The sequence below is a fragment of the Halobaculum gomorrense genome, from assembly GCF_900129775.1.
Lineage (GTDB): Archaea > Halobacteriota > Halobacteria > Halobacteriales > Haloferacaceae > Halobaculum > Halobaculum gomorrense.
Genome location: NZ_FQWV01000001.1, coordinates 542319 through 558158 on the forward strand (window position 1 = coordinate 542319; position 15840 = coordinate 558158).

At 68.0% G+C, this 15840-nt stretch carries 12 protein-coding genes; 7 read left to right on the forward strand and 5 right to left on the reverse strand.

Annotation, left to right across the window (positions count from 1 at the left end):
• Positions 1-12 precede the first annotated feature (12 nt).
• On the reverse strand, positions 13-537 hold the full coding sequence (locus BUE16_RS02710) for a DUF84 family protein (RefSeq protein WP_073306851.1): 525 nt from the start codon (positions 535-537) through the stop codon (positions 13-15).
• Positions 538-632: 95 nt separating this feature from the next.
• Here BUE16_RS02710 and BUE16_RS02715 point away from each other — a divergent pair, with 95 nt between their 5' ends.
• The 3 genes from BUE16_RS02715 to rad50 all read left to right on the forward strand — a co-directional run bounded on the left by BUE16_RS02715 (position 633) and on the right by rad50 (position 5084).
• Positions 633-1001 (forward strand): hypothetical protein, encoded by a 369-nt coding sequence (locus tag BUE16_RS02715; RefSeq protein ID WP_073306852.1) that lies wholly within the window; start codon positions 633-635, stop codon positions 999-1001.
• Between the two features lie 97 nt (positions 1002-1098).
• Complete coding sequence (mre11, locus tag BUE16_RS02720; protein ID WP_073306853.1) at positions 1099-2379, forward strand: DNA double-strand break repair protein Mre11; 1281 nt, start codon at positions 1099-1101, stop codon at positions 2377-2379.
• Positions 2376-5084: a DNA double-strand break repair ATPase Rad50 gene (rad50, locus tag BUE16_RS02725; RefSeq protein WP_073306854.1), complete on the forward strand. Its 2709-nt coding sequence runs from the start codon at positions 2376-2378 to the stop codon at positions 5082-5084. Before mre11 ends, rad50 begins: the two co-directional genes overlap by 4 nt.
• A 47-nt stretch (positions 5085-5131) precedes the next feature.
• On the opposite strand, the gene BUE16_RS02730 is transcribed toward rad50, so the two are convergent.
• The 3 genes from BUE16_RS02730 to BUE16_RS16815 all read right to left on the reverse strand — a co-directional run bounded on the left by BUE16_RS02730 (position 5132) and on the right by BUE16_RS16815 (position 6291).
• Positions 5132-5551 carry a DUF7346 family protein gene (locus BUE16_RS02730; RefSeq protein WP_073306855.1) on the reverse strand — a complete coding sequence of 140 codons (420 nt, stop codon included), beginning with the start codon at positions 5549-5551 and terminating at the stop codon, positions 5132-5134.
• Positions 5552-5639: 88 nt separating this feature from the next.
• Entirely contained in the window at positions 5640-6044 is a 405-nt protein-coding gene (locus BUE16_RS02735; RefSeq protein WP_073306856.1) for a DUF7322 domain-containing protein, read from the reverse strand.
• Between the two features lie 76 nt (positions 6045-6120).
• On the reverse strand, positions 6121-6291 hold the full coding sequence (locus BUE16_RS16815) for a DUF7331 family protein (protein WP_200778349.1): 171 nt from the start codon (positions 6289-6291) through the stop codon (positions 6121-6123).
• A 231-nt stretch (positions 6292-6522) separates the two neighbouring features.
• Here BUE16_RS16815 and BUE16_RS02740 point away from each other — a divergent pair, with 231 nt between their 5' ends.
• The 4 genes from BUE16_RS02740 (at position 6523) to sufD (ending at position 14388) form a co-directional block, all read left to right on the forward strand.
• A complete protein-coding gene (locus BUE16_RS02740; protein ID WP_073306857.1) occupies positions 6523-10605 on the forward strand; it encodes a DNA polymerase domain-containing protein in 4083 nt (1360 codons plus the stop codon).
• A gap of 135 nt (positions 10606-10740) precedes the next feature.
• Positions 10741-11655 (forward strand): ABC transporter ATP-binding protein, encoded by a 915-nt coding sequence (locus BUE16_RS02745; RefSeq protein WP_073306858.1) that lies wholly within the window; start codon positions 10741-10743, stop codon positions 11653-11655.
• 56 nt (positions 11656-11711) lie between these two features.
• The gene (gene sufB / locus BUE16_RS02750; RefSeq protein ID WP_073306859.1) at positions 11712-13142 is read left to right on the forward strand and encodes a Fe-S cluster assembly protein SufB; all 1431 of its coding nucleotides are present in this window, start codon (positions 11712-11714) and stop codon (positions 13140-13142) included.
• A 37-nt stretch (positions 13143-13179) separates the two neighbouring features.
• Positions 13180-14388 carry a Fe-S cluster assembly protein SufD gene (gene sufD, locus BUE16_RS02755; protein ID WP_073306860.1) on the forward strand — a complete coding sequence of 403 codons (1209 nt, stop codon included), beginning with the start codon at positions 13180-13182 and terminating at the stop codon, positions 14386-14388.
• Positions 14389-14480: 92 nt separating this feature from the next.
• On the opposite strand, the gene BUE16_RS02760 is transcribed toward sufD, so the two are convergent.
• Complete coding sequence (locus BUE16_RS02760) at positions 14481-15806, reverse strand: saccharopine dehydrogenase family protein (RefSeq protein ID WP_073306861.1); 1326 nt, start codon at positions 15804-15806, stop codon at positions 14481-14483.
• Positions 15807-15840: the final 34 nt, after the last annotated feature.

Here is a 15840-nt window from a genome sequence, read left to right on the forward strand (position 1 = left end):
CGCTGCCGGGCTTCAGTATAGATCCGTCACGAACGGCCCGAGCGCACCCGCCACGGCGGTTCGCAGCGCGTCGGTCCGGTCGACGCGGCCGCCGGTGAGCGCGCCCGCCGCGCCCTGGTTGCTCGCCACGTCGGACTCCCCGAGCACGTCGTCCATCACCGGGCCGAGCTCCTCGCCGTCGCGGACGCGTCCGGCGATGGACGGCGGGAGCGCGAGGCTCGGCCCGCCGGCGACCCCGACGCGCTCGCCGTCGGCGACCGCCGCCCACATCACGAGGAAGAGGTCGTCGCGCTCTGTGAACTCCGCGACTCCGCCCTCGATCCCGACGCCGAGGCCGTACCCCTCATCGAGCACCGCGTTCGCCCGGTTTCGGGCCCCAGATCGGGTCTCGTCGTGCCCGTGCGGCTGCTCGGGCACGCCCGACGGGACGGGACACGCCTCGACGAACGTACCGTCGCCGAAGCCGTCCGCGCCCGCAACCGCTCGTTCGGTCGCTTCGCGCTTCACCGGATTGCCTGAGCCGACGCCGATCCGCATGGCCGGGAGTTCGCGCGACCGCAAGAGTGTCTTGCCTTCCGCGGCGGCGACCCGTGGCGAGAGTTCATACCGGATGCCGGGGCCATTCACCGCCGATGCACGGACAGTCCACCTCCGCCGACCAGATCCGCGAGGCGCTTCGAGCGCTCGCGGTCGCCCCGCCCCGCCGCGACGGCGACAGCGACGGTCCGAGGTCGACCTCGCGGGTGACGCCCGCACAGCGCGATCTCGTCGCTGAGGCCGAGGAGGCGCTGACGACCGTCGAGGGGGCGGCGGCGTTCGCGGCCGACGGTGGCTTCCGGCGGACGCGGACGGTCGCCGAGGCGGCCGCCGATCTGACGCTCGCCCGCCGCGCCCGAGCGGTCGTCGAGACGATCGAGCGGTACCGCGCGGCGTACCGAGCGAGCACGGGACGTACCGGGCGAAGTGAGGCCTCGATACGAACGGGGAGGGACGACCCGTGAGCGAACGCGGCGCGGGACTCGACTGGTACGCCGCGGACCACGTTCGCTCCGCTCGCGATAGGCATATGCCGACGGCGGAACAACCGGACGACAACTGATGACGCGGGTTATCCACACCGGCGACACCCACATCGGGTATCGCCAGTACCACTCGCCAGAGCGGCGAGCGGACTTCCTCGACGCCTTCGAGCAGGTCGTCGCCGACGCGGTCGACGATGGCGTGGACGCCGTCGTCCACGCCGGCGACCTGTTTCACGACCGCCGGCCGGACCTCCCCGACCTGCTCGGCGTGCTCTCGGCCCTCCGGACGCTGGACGGCGCCGACATCCCGTTCCTCGCGGTCGTCGGCAACCACGAGTCCACGCGCGGCGGGCAGTGGCTTGACCTGTTCGAGTCGCTGGGGCTGGCGACCCGGCTGGACGACGAGCCGACCGTGATCGGCGACACGGCGTTCTACGGGCTCGATCACGTCCCAGAGAGCCGGCGTGACGCCCTGGAGTATGAGTTTGCCTCCCACGACGCCGACGCCGCGGTGCTGGTGAGCCACGGGCTGTTCGAGCCGTTCGCGTACGCCGACTGGGACACCGAGACGGTGCTGGCGGAGTCGACGGTCGCGTTCGACGCGGTGCTGCTCGGCGATAACCACACGCCGGACACCGCGCAGGTGTCGGGCGCCTGGGTGACGTACTGTGGATCGACGGAGCGCGCCTCAGCCAGCGAACGCGACCCCCGCGGCTACAACCTCGTCCGCCTCGGCGCGGACGCCGAGGCCGGCGACGATGCGGTCGACATCCGCCGTCGCGCGCTGGAGACGCGCCCGTTCGTCTTCGTCGACGTGGAGCTCGCCGAGGGAGAGGGACTCGACCGCGTGCGCGACCGCGTCCGAGAGCGCGACGTGGCGGACGCGGTCGTCATCGTGCGGGTCACGGGCGACGGCGAGCCGATCGCGCCCGCGGCCGTCGAGGAGTTCGCCGCCGACCGCGGCGCGCTCGTTGCCCGCGTCACAGACCGCCGCGAGGTGGAGGCGGAGACGGAGCTGTCGGTGAGCTTCGCCGACCCCGACGAGGCGGTCCGCGAGCGCATCGGCGACCTCGGGCTCTCCGAGGCCGCCCGCGACGTGGACGACGTGGTCCGCGGCGACCTCCCCGACTCGAACGTCCGCGAGGAGGTGAAACGCCGGATCGAGGACCGGCTGGACGGCGCCGACGGGGTCGGCCCCGCGGACGGCGACGGTGAACCGGGCGACGCCCCTGACGACGGGAACGTCGGCGGCGACGATGGCGTCGCGGCGAACGCGCCCGATACCGGCCCGGAGGAGGACTCCCCCGCGACCGACCAGGACGGCGACGGGCAGCTCACGCTGGGTGATTCACGGTGATATTCGACCGCTTGCGCCTGCGGAACTTCAAGCCGTACGCCGACACCGACCTGCGGCTGTCAGACGGCGTGACCGTCATCCACGGGCTCAACGGCAGCGGGAAGTCCTCGCTGTTGGAGGCGTGCTTCTTCGCGCTGTACGGGTCGAAGGCGCTCGACGGCACGCTGGAGGACGTGGTGACCAACGGCGCCGAGGAGAGCGAGGTCGAGTTGTGGTTCTCTCACGACGGTCGGTCCTACCGCGTGCGCCGGGAGCTGAAGCGCTACGGCGACCAGATCCAGACGACGACCTGCACGCTCGAATCCGACGACGAGGCCGTCCACCGCGACGGCGCGACGGACGTACGATCGTTCGTCGCCGACCTGCTCCGGATGGACGCGGAGGCGTTCGTCAACTGCGCGTACGTCCGCCAGGGCGAGGTGAACAAGCTCATCAACGCCACGCCGACCGAGCGGCAGGACATGATCGACGACCTCCTCCAACTCGGCACGCTGGAGGAGTACCGCGAGCGCGCCGGCGACGCGCGCCTCGGCGTCGAGGACGTTCGCTCGGCCACGCGGGGCGCGCTGGAGAGCGTCGAACAGCAGGTGACCGAGAAGGAGGAGCGAGACCTGCACGACCGGCTCAATTCCCTGGAATCAACGCTCGCGGATGTCGACGAGCAGATCGAGAACTACGAGCAGCAGCGCGAGAAGGCGGCGTCCACGCGCGATGAGGCCCGCGACGTGCTCGACGAGTACGAGCAGCGCCGCGAGGAACTGGCCGGTTTGGAGTCGGACATCGAGGACCTGGAGGCGACGATCCGCGAGGACGAGGCAGAGCGCGAGCGGCTCGGCGACCGGATCGCCGACCTCCGCGACCGCGTCGACGACGCCGAGGTCACGCTCGACGCGCGGCTCTCGACCGTCGACGTCGACGGCGCCGACCCGGAGACGCTCGACGCGCGCCGCGAGGACCTCGACGACCGCGAGGACGAGGTGCGCGAGGAGCTCCGCGAGACGCGCTCGCGGGTGAACGCCCTGACGAACCAGTCGGAGAACCTCGCGGAGACGGCCGAGGAGGCCGCCGATCGCGCAGACGAGAAGCGTGCCCGCGCCGCGGAGCTCGACGACGAGGCCGAGGCGGCGGCGGAGACGCTCGCCGAGCGCGAGGAGTCGCTCACGGAGCTGAAAACGGAGCGCGAGGAACTACGGGCGACGTTCGAGGACGCTCCCGTCTCGGTTGGCGACGCGACGGCGCACCGCGAGTCGGTCCGCGAGGACCTGGAGGCGGTGCGCGCGGAGATCCGCGAGATGAGTAGCAAGGCGAGTGCCGCGCGCTCGCGCGTGGAGGAGGCCGAGCGGCTGCTGGAGGAGGGGAAGTGTCCGGAGTGCGGTCAGCCGGTCGACGGCTCTCCGCACGTCGACGGGCTCGACGGCGAGCGCGAGCGCGTCGCGGAGTTGGAAGCGGACCTCGCCGACCTCACCGAGCGCGAGACCGAGTTGGAGGAGGCGCTCGACCGGGCGGCGGAGCTCGTCGAGGCGGAAAACCGACTCGGCCAGATCGCTGACACCCGCGGGCTGGTCGAGGACGGCATCGCCGAGAAAGAGGCGGAGATCGAACAGGCGAGCAAGCGCGCGACCGACCTGCGCGAGGAGGCCGAGGATCTGGAGTCGCAGGCCGAGGAGAAACGCGAGGTCGGCGATCAAAAGGCAGAGGAAGCCGAGGAGGCGAGCGCGGACGCCGAGGCGCTCGAATCGGACCTCGACGCGATCGAAACCGCCCGCGACCGGCTGGACGCCGTCGAGCGTGCGCGCGAGGAGATCGTAGACGCGGAAGCCGAGATCGAACGGCTGACCGAGAAGCGCGCCGACATTGCAGACCGCAACGACGAGCGACGGGAGTTCCTCGCGACGAAGCGCGAGCGCCGCGACGACCTCCGGGACGCGTTCGACGACGAGCGAGTGGAGTCAGCTCGCGAGCGCCTCGACAACGCCGAGGAGTACATCGAACAGGTGGACGAGGCGTTGGCTGACCTGCGCGCGCGCCGCGACGACCTCACGAGCCGGATCGGCGCGGTCGAGAACGAACTGGACGAGCTGGAGGCGCTGCGCGAGCGCCGAGACGCGCTGGCCGACCGGGTCGCCGAGTTGGACGCGCTCCACGACGAGACCGAGGACCTGGAGGCGATGTACGGCGACCTCCGGGCGGAGCTCCGCCGGGCGAACGTCGAGAGCCTCGAACGGATGCTCAACGAGACGTTCGAGCTCGTGTACGGCAACGACGCCTACTCCCACATCGAGCTGGACGGCGAGTACGAGCTGACGGTCTACCAGAAGGACGGCGAACCGCTGGACCCCGAGCAGCTCTCCGGCGGCGAGCGGGCGCTGTTCAACCTATCGCTGCGGTGTGCTATCTACCGCCTGCTCGCGGAGGGAATCGAAGGCGCGTCGCCGACGCCGCCGCTCATCCTCGACGAGCCGACGGTGTTCCTCGACTCGGGGCACGTCTCCCGACTGGCCGACCTGATCGAGGAGATGCGCGGGTTCGGCGTCCGGCAGATCCTGATCGTCAGCCACGACGACGAACTCGTCGGCGCCGCGGACGAACTCATCCGCGTGGAGAAGAACCCCACCTCGAACCGATCGACGGTCGAACGGGTCGCTGACCCGTCGCTCTCGGCGGTCGATATCCCGACGGGCGACGCCGAGCACACCGACGACTGACTCCTCGGGGAACCGCCGACCGCGACGGGTCCGGCCGGGCCGGCCGGTCAGCCGCGAAGGCGCTCGACGACCGCCGTCGTCGCGTCTGTCGGCTCGTAGCCGCGCTCGCCGGCGACGGTCGTCTCGTCGATCAGCCCCGCGGCGCGGAACTCCGCGAGCAGGCCGTGGAGATCGGACTCGCACAGGTCGTAAGAGTCCAGCAGCGACCGCACCGACAGCGCCCCGCGGTCGGCGAACTCGACGAGCAAGCCGAGCGCGCGCTCGTCGCGACACGCCAACACCGCCCGACGGAGGTCGGTCGGCAGACCACCGGATGCGGCCGACAGCGGCGACTCCCCGTCCGCTTCGAGGTCGGCGTTCGGGAGGAAGCGCTCCTCGCCAGTCGCCGGGTCGCGCACGAGACTCGACTCCGACGACCGCTTCACGAGCAGGTACCGCGTGCCGTCAGCGTCCCGAACCGACTGCATGGTCGGTGAGAGCGGACGAGCGCGAAAAGGCGTGTCGATGCCGGCGGTCGCGGCGACCCGGCGGCCTCCCCCACGGTTGGGGTCGGGGTCAGCTCCCGTCGGGGTCGGAATCGGGTCCGGCGGGGTCGTCCCCGGCGTCCGAACCGTCCGTGTCGTCCTCGTCGTGATCCCGCCGTTTGAACGCGCGGACCGTCTGATACACGCGGACGCCCGCGAGCAGGCCGATCGCGATCGACGCCCCGCCCAGCCGCCAGTCGCCGCGGAACCCGACGAGCATCAGACCGAGCGATACCCCCAATAGCGCGACGTTGGCGTACACGACCGCGGCGACGAACGCCCGCTGGACGGCCGGGTCGACCGTCGACGGGTCCGGCAGCGACGCCGACGGGTCGTCTACCGACGGAATATCGACGCGGGGGCCGTGCTCCTCGGCCTCGCCGGCCTGCCGTTCGAGGTCGAACAGCTCCCCGTCTTCGTCGTCCTCGCCGAACACGTGCGGTGCTTGGCCGACGACCGGCAAAAGGGTTGGTAGACCGGCGGCCACCGGCCGTCGGTCGACGGACGCGCGTCTACGCGAGGTCGGCGAGCGTCACCGCGGTGCTCGCCTCCACCCACGCGAGGGGATTCTCGGCGTCGTAGAGCACCGTTCGCCCGTCGTCCTCGTACGCCTCGACCGTCTCGACGGCCTCGTCCGGGCTCGCGCCCGAGCGATCCAACGGGGAATCGGATGCGTGGGTCATCGCTGAACCGTGGTATGTAATGGCACGGTATATGCCTTTCCGTGGCGGTTGTCCTCGCCATCGTCGCCTCGGCGGGCGATCTGCTCGCGGTATTCGAACGCCCCCTGGATCGGAGTACGTCGGGGATACCGCGGCGAACGGACATCCTACCCGCCGGTGTCCGTTGCGTTCGAACGCCTGACGGCGCCTCCGAAAGGGAGGTTTTTACCGGCGACCGGCAAAGAACCGCCAATGAGCGATTCGCAGGCGGGCCTCGACCAGTTCGCCGGCGGCGGGGACGCCGACGCCGGGGACGGCCACGGGGACCGCCCCGACGCCGAGGCGGCACACGTCGCCGGCGCGGGGCAGGGGCGAGTGAGCGCGGTCGTCGACCGCGAGGACATCGTCGTGCCGGACTCGACGGGTACTGTCGAGTTCATGGTCACCGCCGTCGACTACACCGTCGAGGGAACTGGCGCCGAGGAGTACCCCGTCGTCCACGTGTTCGGGCGGACCGCCGACAACGAGCCCGAGCACGTCCGCGTCCTCGGTATCGAGCCGTACTTCTACGTCGCGACGGCTGACATCGAGGATCGGACTCTCGTCGAGGAGTACGACGTGATCCTCGACACGCGTGAGGAGGGGCCGAACGGCGGGCGGTTCGAGTCGATCCGAGGGGAGCCGGTGACGAAGGTCGTCGCCCGAACGCCCCGCGACGTGGGCCAGATCCGCGACGACTTCGAGCGGACGTACGAGGCGGACATCCTGTTCCCGAACCGGTTCCTCATCGACCACGGCGTGACCTCGGGGCTGCGCGTCGAGGAGCGACGACTCGACGCGCGCGACGGCGAGAATCTCGGCCGGCTGCAGGTCACGCCAGACCACCTCGAACCGACTGACGTGGACGCGGACATCCGCGTGAACACCTTCGACATCGAGGTCGACGACCGCAACGGGTTCCCGGAGGATGGCGAGGAGCCGGTCGTGTGTCTCACCTCTCACGACTCCTACCGCGACGAGTACGTCGCCTGGCTGTACGACGCGCCCGTCGGCGGCGTCGACGCCCCCGCGGCACTCGACGACTACGAGCAGATCGGCGACCGCGACGGCGACCTGCGGGTCGAGACGTTCGCCGAGGAGGACGCCATGCTCGACGCGTTTCTCGAATATATCTCTAACACCGATCCAGATATTTTAACTGGTTGGAATTTCGAAGATTTCGACGCGCCGTACTTCCTCGACCGCTGTGAGGAACTCGACCCGAGGAGCGACTACGACCTCTCCCCGGACCGGCTCTCGCGCGTGAACGAGACGTGGCGCTCGGGCTGGGGCGGCCCCGACGTGAAGGGCCGGGTCGTGTTCGACCTGCTGTACGCCTACCAGCGCACCCAGTTCTCTGAGCTGGAGTCGTACAGGCTCGACGCGGTCGGCGAGCTCGAACTCAACGTGGGCAAGGAGCGCTACACCGGCGATATCGGCGACCTCTGGGAGAGGGACCCTGAGCGGCTGTTGGAGTACAACGTCCGCGACGTGGAGCTGTGCGTCGAGATCGACCGGAAGCAGAACATCGTGGCGTTCTGGGACGACGCGCGGAAGTTCGTCGGCTGTCAACTGGAGGACGCCCCCACCCCCGGCGACGCCGTCGACATGTACGTCCTCCACAACGCCTTCGGCGACTTCGTCCTGCCGACGAAGGGCCAACAGGAGGGCGAGGACTTCGAGGGCGGGGCTGTCTTCGAGCCCATCTCCGGGGTCGAGGAGATGGTGTCGGTGCTGGACTTGAAGAGCCTGTACCCGATGTGCATGGTGACGATCAACGCCAGTCCCGAGACCATCGTCGAGGACCCCGACTCCTTCGACGGGGAGACGTACCGCGCGCCCAACGGGACCCGGTTCCGGAAGGAGCCCGACGGCATGATGCGCGAGATGGTCGACGAACTGCTCACCGAGCGCGAGCGCCTGAAGGGCGAACGCAACGAGCACGACCCCGGGTCGGACGCCTACGAGCAGTACGACCGGCAGCAGGCCGCGACGAAGGTGATCATGAACTGCTTCACGCCGGATACGGAGGTCGTCACGACGGACGGCGTCAAAGCGATCACGGACCTCGACGTGGGCGACGAGGTGTACTCGCTCGACCCGGAGACGATGGAGATGGAGACGAAGCCGGTCACCGAGACGCACGCGTATCCCGACTACCGCGGGGACCTGATCGACATCGAGACGAGCAAGATGGACTTCCGCGTCACGCCGAACCACCGCATGCTCGTCCGGAAGGACGAGACGAACGGGGTCTCGAGAGAGGAGGACGACTACCGGTTCGTCGAGGCCGGCGGCCTTGACCGGGCGACGAACTACCAACTCCCACACGACTGGTCCGGCCCGGACGGGGACCGGATCAATGAGGTCGACCTCACCCGGCTGCTCGACGACGGCTACGAGGTCTGGGCGAACAACGACGTGCACGGCCACACGTTGGCCGCGGAACTTGGGTACTACCCGAAGAAGGTCGTCAAAAACGACATCGGGACGACTGGCTACGTCTTCTCGGCCGAGGAGTTCGAGGAGCACCGCGACTATCTGGACTCGGTCTGCTCTGAGTTCTACGTCCACAGCGAGCCGAACCGGAAGTGGGTCCCGCGAACGTACGACGGCGACGATTTCCTCGACCTCCTGGCGTGGTACGTCACGGAGGGGAACGTGTACACGTCCGAGGAGAAGCGGTTCGGCGATCAGCTCCGGGGGTCCGCCACGACGGTCAAGATCGCACAGAACGCCGTCGCGGATGGCGGGATGTCCCACCACGCCGCCATCGGCGACCTCCTTGACCGGATGGGGTTCGACACGTACGTCGACGACCGGGCGTACCAGTTCACGTCCAAACTCCTCGGCGAAGCGTTCAGGGAACTCTGTGGCGCGAACAGCTTCGAGAAACGAATTCCGGACCTCGTGTTCGACGCAAGTCAGGAACAGAAACGGCGGTTCCTCGACACGCTCATCGCCGGGGACGGGGACCGACAGTCGGGAAACTCGTGGCGCTACACTACGTCGAGCGACCGACTCCGCGACGACGTACTCCGGCTCTGTGCGCACATCGGACGCACCGCGAACTACAACCACGACAGCGGGTCGTGGCGCATCTACTGCACGGAGGACTCGAAGAACACCCTTCGGACGCACCGGAGCGGCGGCCGGTCCACCGCCGAGGAGGGGGTGTACTGTGTCACGGTCGCGGACAACCACACACTCCTCGCCGGCCGGAACGGCAAGTTCCAGTTCGTCGGCCAGTCGCTGTACGGCGTCTCCGGCTGGGAACGATTCCGACTGTACGACAAGGAGAACGCTGCCGCGATCACCGCGATGGGTCGTCGGGTCATCGAGTTCACCGAGCAGGCAGTCGACGAACTCGGCCGTGACGTGACATACGGTGACACGGATTCGGTTATGTTGAGTTTATCTGATATTTCCGAGGAGGAGATCGAGGACGCGACTGTCTCCGAGGAGATGGCCGAGGTCCACCCCGAGATGTCCGATCAGGATCTCCTCAGGCTCGCGGCGGTAATCCGGCTCTCACAGGAGATAGAAGAGCACATCAACGGCCGCTACGACGACTTCGCGCGCGAGGAACTCGATGCGGAGGAACACCGCTTCGAGATCGAGTTCGAGAAACTCTACCGTCGGTTCTTCCAGGCCGGCAAAAAGAAGCGCTACGCCGGCCACATCGTCTGGAAGGAGGGGAAGGATGTCGACGACATCGACATCACCGGCTTCGAGTACAAGCGCTCGGACATCGCCCCCGTCACGAAGCGCGTCCAGAAGCGGGTCATCGAAATGATCGTCCACGGGGAGGACACCGAAGACATCGCCGACTACTTGCACGAGGAGATCCAGCGCTTCCTCGACGGCGACGCCGACCTCGACGAGGTTGGGATCCCCGGCGGAATCGGCAAGCGGCTGGAGAGCTACGAAACCGACACCGCTCAGGTCCGCGGCGCCAAGTATGCGAACCTCATGCTGGGCACCAACTTCCAACGCGGGTCGAAGCCGAAGCGCCTGTACCTGGAGAAGGTCCACCCGGACTTCTTCCGCCGGATGGAGGACGAGGAGGGGTTCGACCCGCAGCGTGACCCGCTGTACGGCGAGTTCAAGCGCGACCCAGACGTGATCTGCTTCGAGTACGCCGACGAGGTGCCCGACGAGTTCGAGGTCGACTGGGACAAGATGCTCGACAAGACGCTTGAAGGACCGATCGCGCGGATCATCGAGGCGCTGGGGATGTCGTGGGAGGAGGTCAAAAGCGGGCAAGAACAGACGGGACTCGGGAGCTTCATGTAGGCGCTTCGACGACTTTCTCGCCCGAGATTTCATATCCTGAAAAGGATTTTTCTCCATCGAAAAGCGCACTCGTGTGGATGCGAAACCTTCATGCGTCGAACGACCCCATTCATCTCTAGAGGCGTATACACGAATATGGCGACACTCGAACTCAAAAATCTCCAGGCGCAGGTCGCAGAGACGGGCGAAGAGATCCTCCGGGGCGTCGACCTCGAAGTGAACAACGGCGAGATCCACGCTCTGATGGGTCCGAACGGTTCCGGGAAATCGACGACTGCGAAGGTCATCGCGGGCCACCCGGCCTACGAGGTCACCGGCGGCTCGGTGAGGCTGACGCTCTCGGAGGCCGACGTCGCGGATATCGACGTGGACATCGACGAGGCGGATCTCACGTGGGACCTGCTCGATCTGGAGCCGAACGAGCGCGCCGCCCTCGGCATCTTCCTCGCGTTCCAGTACCCCGCAGAGATCGAGGGCGTGACCATGGTGAACTTCCTCCGGCAGGCGCTCAACGCGAAGCTCGACGAGCGCGAGGAGCTCTTCGAGGACGAGGACGAGGAGGGGGCCGACGCCGAGGACGACTCGGGGTACGACACGTCCCCGATGGAGGGCCCCGCCGACGACGGCGACGTGGGCGTCGCCGAGTTCCAGCAGCTCCTGAAAGAGAAGATGGAGCTGCTCGACATGGACGAGAAGTTCGCCGAGCGCTACCTCAACGCCGGCTTCTCCGGCGGCGAGAAGAAGCAGAACGAGGTGCTGCAGGCAGCGATCTTGGAGCCGTCGATCGCCGTGCTCGACGAGATCGACTCCGGGCTCGACATCGACCGCCTGCAGGACGTCTCGGAGGGCATCAACGCCCTCCGTGACGAGCAGGGAACCGGCATCCTCCAGATCACCCACTACCAGCGCATCCTCGACTACGTCGAACCGGACCACGTCCACGTGATGCTCGACGGGAAGATCGCCAAGTCCGGCGGCGCCGAGCTCGCCGAGGAGCTCGAGGACGAGGGGTACGACTGGGTCCGCGAGGAAGTCTACGAGGCGGCGTAATCGATAATGGTTACTGAACAGCCTAATGCGTACACACCCGTAAACACGATCAACACATGAGTTCGGACCAAGACCACCTGCAGAAGACCGACACCGAGGAGCGCTTCGACTTCAAGAAGGAGTCGAAGGCGGCGTTCGCGGCCGAGAAGGGGCTCACCGAGGAGACCGTTCACGCGATTTCCGAGGACAAAGACGAGCCCGAGTGGATGTTGGAGCGGCGCCTCCGCGCCCTCGAGCAGTTCCAGGAGATGCCGATGCCGACCGACTGGCCCGGCCAGCCGGACCTGAGCGAGGTCGACATCGACGAGATCGTCCCGTACATCCGCCCCGACGTGGACGTCCGCGCGGGCGTCGACGACTGGACGGAGCTCCCCGACGAGATCAAGGACACCTTCGACAAGCTGGGCATCCCGGAGGCCGAGAAGAACGCCCTCTCGGGCGTCGGCGCCCAGTACGAGTCGGAGGTCGTCTACCAGAACATGCAAGAGCGCTGGGAGGAGAAGGGCGTGATCTTCTGCAACATGGACGAGGCCGTCCAGGAGCACGAGGAGATCGTCCGCGAGCACTTCATGACGACGTGCGTTCCCCCGAGCGACAACAAGTTCGCCGCGCTTCACGGGGCCGTCTGGTCGGGCGGCTCGTTCGTGTACGTTCCCGAGGACGTGACCGTGGAGATGCCCGTGCAGGCGTACTTCCGGATGAACTCCGAGGGGATGGGCCAGTTCGAGCACACGCTCATCGTCGCCGAGGAGGGCTCGGAGGTCCACTACATCGAGGGCTGCTCGGCCCCGAAGTACTCGGCGATCAACCTCCACTCCGGCGGCGTCGAGGTGTTCGTCGGCGAGGACGCCCACGTCCAGTACTCGACCGTCCAGAACTGGTCGAAGAACACGTACAACCTCAACACCAAGCGCGCGCTCGTCGAGAAGAACGGCCGGATGGAGTGGATATCCGGGTCCATGGGGTCGAAGGCGACGATGCTGTACCCCAGCTCCATCCTCAAGGGCCGCGGCGCCTCGGACAACCACATCACCATCGCCTTCGCCGGCGAGGGCCAGAACATCGACACCGGAGCGAAGGTGTACCACAACGCGCCGAACACGAAGTCGACCATCGAGTCGAAGTCGATATCGAAGGACGGCGGTCGCACGAACTACCGTGGCCTCGTCCACATCGCCGACGGCGCCGAGAACTCCTCGACGGCCGTCGAGTGTGACGCGCTGATGTTCGACAACGAGTCGACCTCCGACACGATGCCGTACATGGAGATCAACGAGTCGAAAGTCGACGTGGCTCACGAGGCCACCGTCGGGAAGATCGGCGACGAGGACGTGTTCTACCTGCAGTCGCGCGGCCTCGACGACGACGACGCCAAGCAGATGATCGTCTCGGGCTTCATCGAGCCGATCACGGAGGAACTGCCCATCGAGTATGCCGTCGAGCTCAACCGGCTCGTCGAACTGGAGATGGAGGGCTCGCTCGGGTAACTCCCGGCGCTCCGTCACCATCCACTCACCACACACAATGAGCACACAGCTACCCGCAAGCATCTCCGAGGAGACCGTCAACGAGATCTCCGCGGAGCGCGACGAACCGGACTGGCTCCTTCAGACGCGCCTCGAGGCGCTGTCGGCGCTCGAGGAGTTGGAGATGCCGAGCGTCATCGAGACGCCCGGTCGCCGCTGGACGAACCTTGAGGACCTCGACTACGAGTCGATCGTCGATCCCCTCGACCAGCGCGACGAGACCGAACGCGTCTCCGCCGAGGGCGCGAAGGTCCTCGACTTCGAGACCGCTCTCGAGGAGCACCCCGAGCTCGTCGAGGAGCACTTCGGCTCGGTCACCGACCCGCAGACCAACTACCTCACCGCGCTGTCGACGGCGCTGTTCACGACGGGGACGGTCATCTACGTTCCCGAGGGCGTCGACGCCGAGGACGTGAAGGTGCGCGCCGAGATGAACAGCACCTCGCTGTTCAGCCACACGCTCGTGGTCGCCGAGGACAACTCTTCGGCGACGATCCTCGAGCGAATCTCCAACGGCTCCGCGGTCGACGGCGATCGCTACTTCAGCAACCTCGTGGAGATCGTCACGGGCGAGAACGCGTACGTCCAGTACGGCTCGCTGCAGAACCTCGACGAGGACGTGTACGACTTCACGCTGAAGCGCGGCGACGCGGACCGCTACGCCACGATCGACTGGATCGAGGGGAACATCGGCTCCCGGCTCACCCGCTCGGACATCGAGACGGAACTGAACGGCGACTCCTCGGAGACGAAGATCGTCGGCGCGTTCTTCGGCCACGACGACCAGCACTTCGACATCAACGCCCGTGTGTGGCACAACGGCGAGCACACCACCGCCGACCTGGTCACGCGCGGCGTCCTCGACGACGAGGCGCGCTCGGTGTACGAGGGCGTGCAGGACGTCGGCCGCGAGGCGTGGGACACCAGCTCCTACCAGCGCGAGAACACGCTGATGTTGAGCGACGACTCCGAGGCCGACGCCTCGCCGAAGCTCATCATCCACAACCACGACACCGAGGCCTCGCACTCGGCGACCGTCGGGCAGGTGGACGCGGAGGATCTGTTCTACATGACCTCTCGCGCCATCTCGCCGAACACCGCCCGCAACATGCTCGTGGAGGGCTTCTTCGTCCCCGTCCTCGAGGAGGTCGAGGTCGACGAGCTCCGCGACGACATCGACGACCTGATCGTCGCGCGCCTCGACTGAGGCGTTCGCGGCACCCGCGTTCGGAACTCACTGTCGCGGTTTTTGCCATTTTTCGGCGTCAGCCTCGAACGTCCAGCGACTGCGCCGTCGAGTCAGTCGCCGCCCTCGACCGTCTCCACCTCGAACGACACGCCGGTTCCCTCCAGCCGGTCGAGCAGCGGCAGCCCGATCCCCGAGGCCGGCGTCAACACGCCGCCGTCGTGGGGCGACTCGATCTCTCCCCTCGCGAGACACACCGCCGATTCCCCGAGCATCCGGCATGTCGAGCCGTATCCGGGATCGCGGTCGCCGCGGACGGTCGCTTCGACGGCGAAACCGCCGGGGTGTCCGTCGGAGGCGCCCGTTCCCCGGAGACGGACCTCGAAGGAACTCCCCTCGATCGTCCCCTCGTCGGGCCCCTCGCCGGGGTCGGGGAGGACGTAGCGGTCGAGCGTCTCGCGGAGGGGGCCGATCGAGAGCGCGCCCGCGAGCAGTCTCTGGCCGGCGGTGAGCGCGCCGGCGCGGGCGAGGCCGCCGACGCCGTCGCCGGTCCGGAGCGCCTCGCTGTAGCGGAAGGTGTGGCCCCACGGATAACCGAGGAGCGCGTTCGAGCGGCTGACGACCGGCTCATTGATCCGCGCCATGACGAACGGGGCGGTCCACGTGTCGGCGTCGCGGTCGTAGCCCGGCCCGCGCTGGGGACGCTCGGCCGGCGCGCCGCGGCTCTCGGGCGGGTCGAGCGCCCGCGGGTCGGCGAGGAGCCGACGGACCTCGCGGTCCTCAGCCGCGGTCTCGTACAGCTCGAGCATGCTCGCGACCGTCCCGCCGCTGAAGGCGCCGCCGCGGATCGAGACGTGTCCGCGCACCTCGTCGCACGGTGTCTCGAACTCCTCGTCCGCGTGCGTCTGGAGCAGCAGCGTGCCGAGGTCGCTCGGCACGGAGTCGAAGCCACAGCCGTGGACGATCCGTGCGCCGGTCTCGCGGGCTCGCTCGTGGTGCTCGTCGATCGTTCGGCGCATCCAGTGGACCTCGCCCGAGAGGTCGCAGTAGTCCGTCCCGTGTTCGACGCAGGCGGCGACGAGATCGGAGCCGTACCTCGCGTAGGGACCGACGGTCGTGCAGACCACGGCCGTGCGGGCCGCGACCCGATCGAGACTCTCCCGGTCGAACGCGTCGCCCGTGAGGACATCGAGGGAGGCGAGCGCGTCGTCGCCAGTGTCGTTCCCGCCGTCGCTGTCGTTCTCGCCGCCGTCGTTCGTGTCGTGGTCGGCGATCAACTCGTCGCGAACGGCGGCGAGTCGCTCCTCGTCGCGGCCGGCGATCGCCCACTCGAGGTCGCCCGCGCCGTACCGCTCCGCCAGGTGTTCAGCGACGAGCCGCCCGGTGAAGCCGGTGGCTCCCCAGAGGACGACGTCGTGCGCCCGGTCGTCGTCAGTCATCGGACGAACAGCTCACGGGCTCGGTTGTGCGCCG

Excerpts from the sequence above, each read along its gene's own strand:
- BUE16_RS02745 (WP_073306858.1), top strand. The coding sequence starts at position 10,741 with ATGGCGACACTCGAACTCAAAAATCTCCAGGCGCAGGTCGCAGAGACG.
- BUE16_RS02715 (WP_073306852.1), top strand. The coding sequence starts at position 633 with ATGCACGGACAGTCCACCTCCGCCGACCAGATCCGCGAGGCGCTTCGA.
- BUE16_RS02730 (WP_073306855.1), bottom strand. The coding sequence starts at position 5,551 with ATGCAGTCGGTTCGGGACGCTGACGGCACGCGGTACCTGCTCGTGAAG.
- mre11 (WP_073306853.1), top strand. The coding sequence starts at position 1,099 with ATGACGCGGGTTATCCACACCGGCGACACCCACATCGGGTATCGCCAG.
- BUE16_RS02760 (WP_073306861.1), bottom strand. The coding sequence starts at position 15,806 with ATGACTGACGACGACCGGGCGCACGACGTCGTCCTCTGGGGAGCCACC.
- BUE16_RS02740 (WP_073306857.1), top strand. The coding sequence starts at position 6,523 with ATGAGCGATTCGCAGGCGGGCCTCGACCAGTTCGCCGGCGGCGGGGAC.
- sufD (WP_073306860.1), top strand. The coding sequence starts at position 13,180 with ATGAGCACACAGCTACCCGCAAGCATCTCCGAGGAGACCGTCAACGAG.
- sufB (WP_073306859.1), top strand. The coding sequence starts at position 11,712 with ATGAGTTCGGACCAAGACCACCTGCAGAAGACCGACACCGAGGAGCGC.
- BUE16_RS02710 (WP_073306851.1), bottom strand. The coding sequence starts at position 537 with ATGCGGATCGGCGTCGGCTCAGGCAATCCGGTGAAGCGCGAAGCGACC.
- BUE16_RS16815 (WP_200778349.1), bottom strand. The coding sequence starts at position 6,291 with ATGACCCACGCATCCGATTCCCCGTTGGATCGCTCGGGCGCGAGCCCG.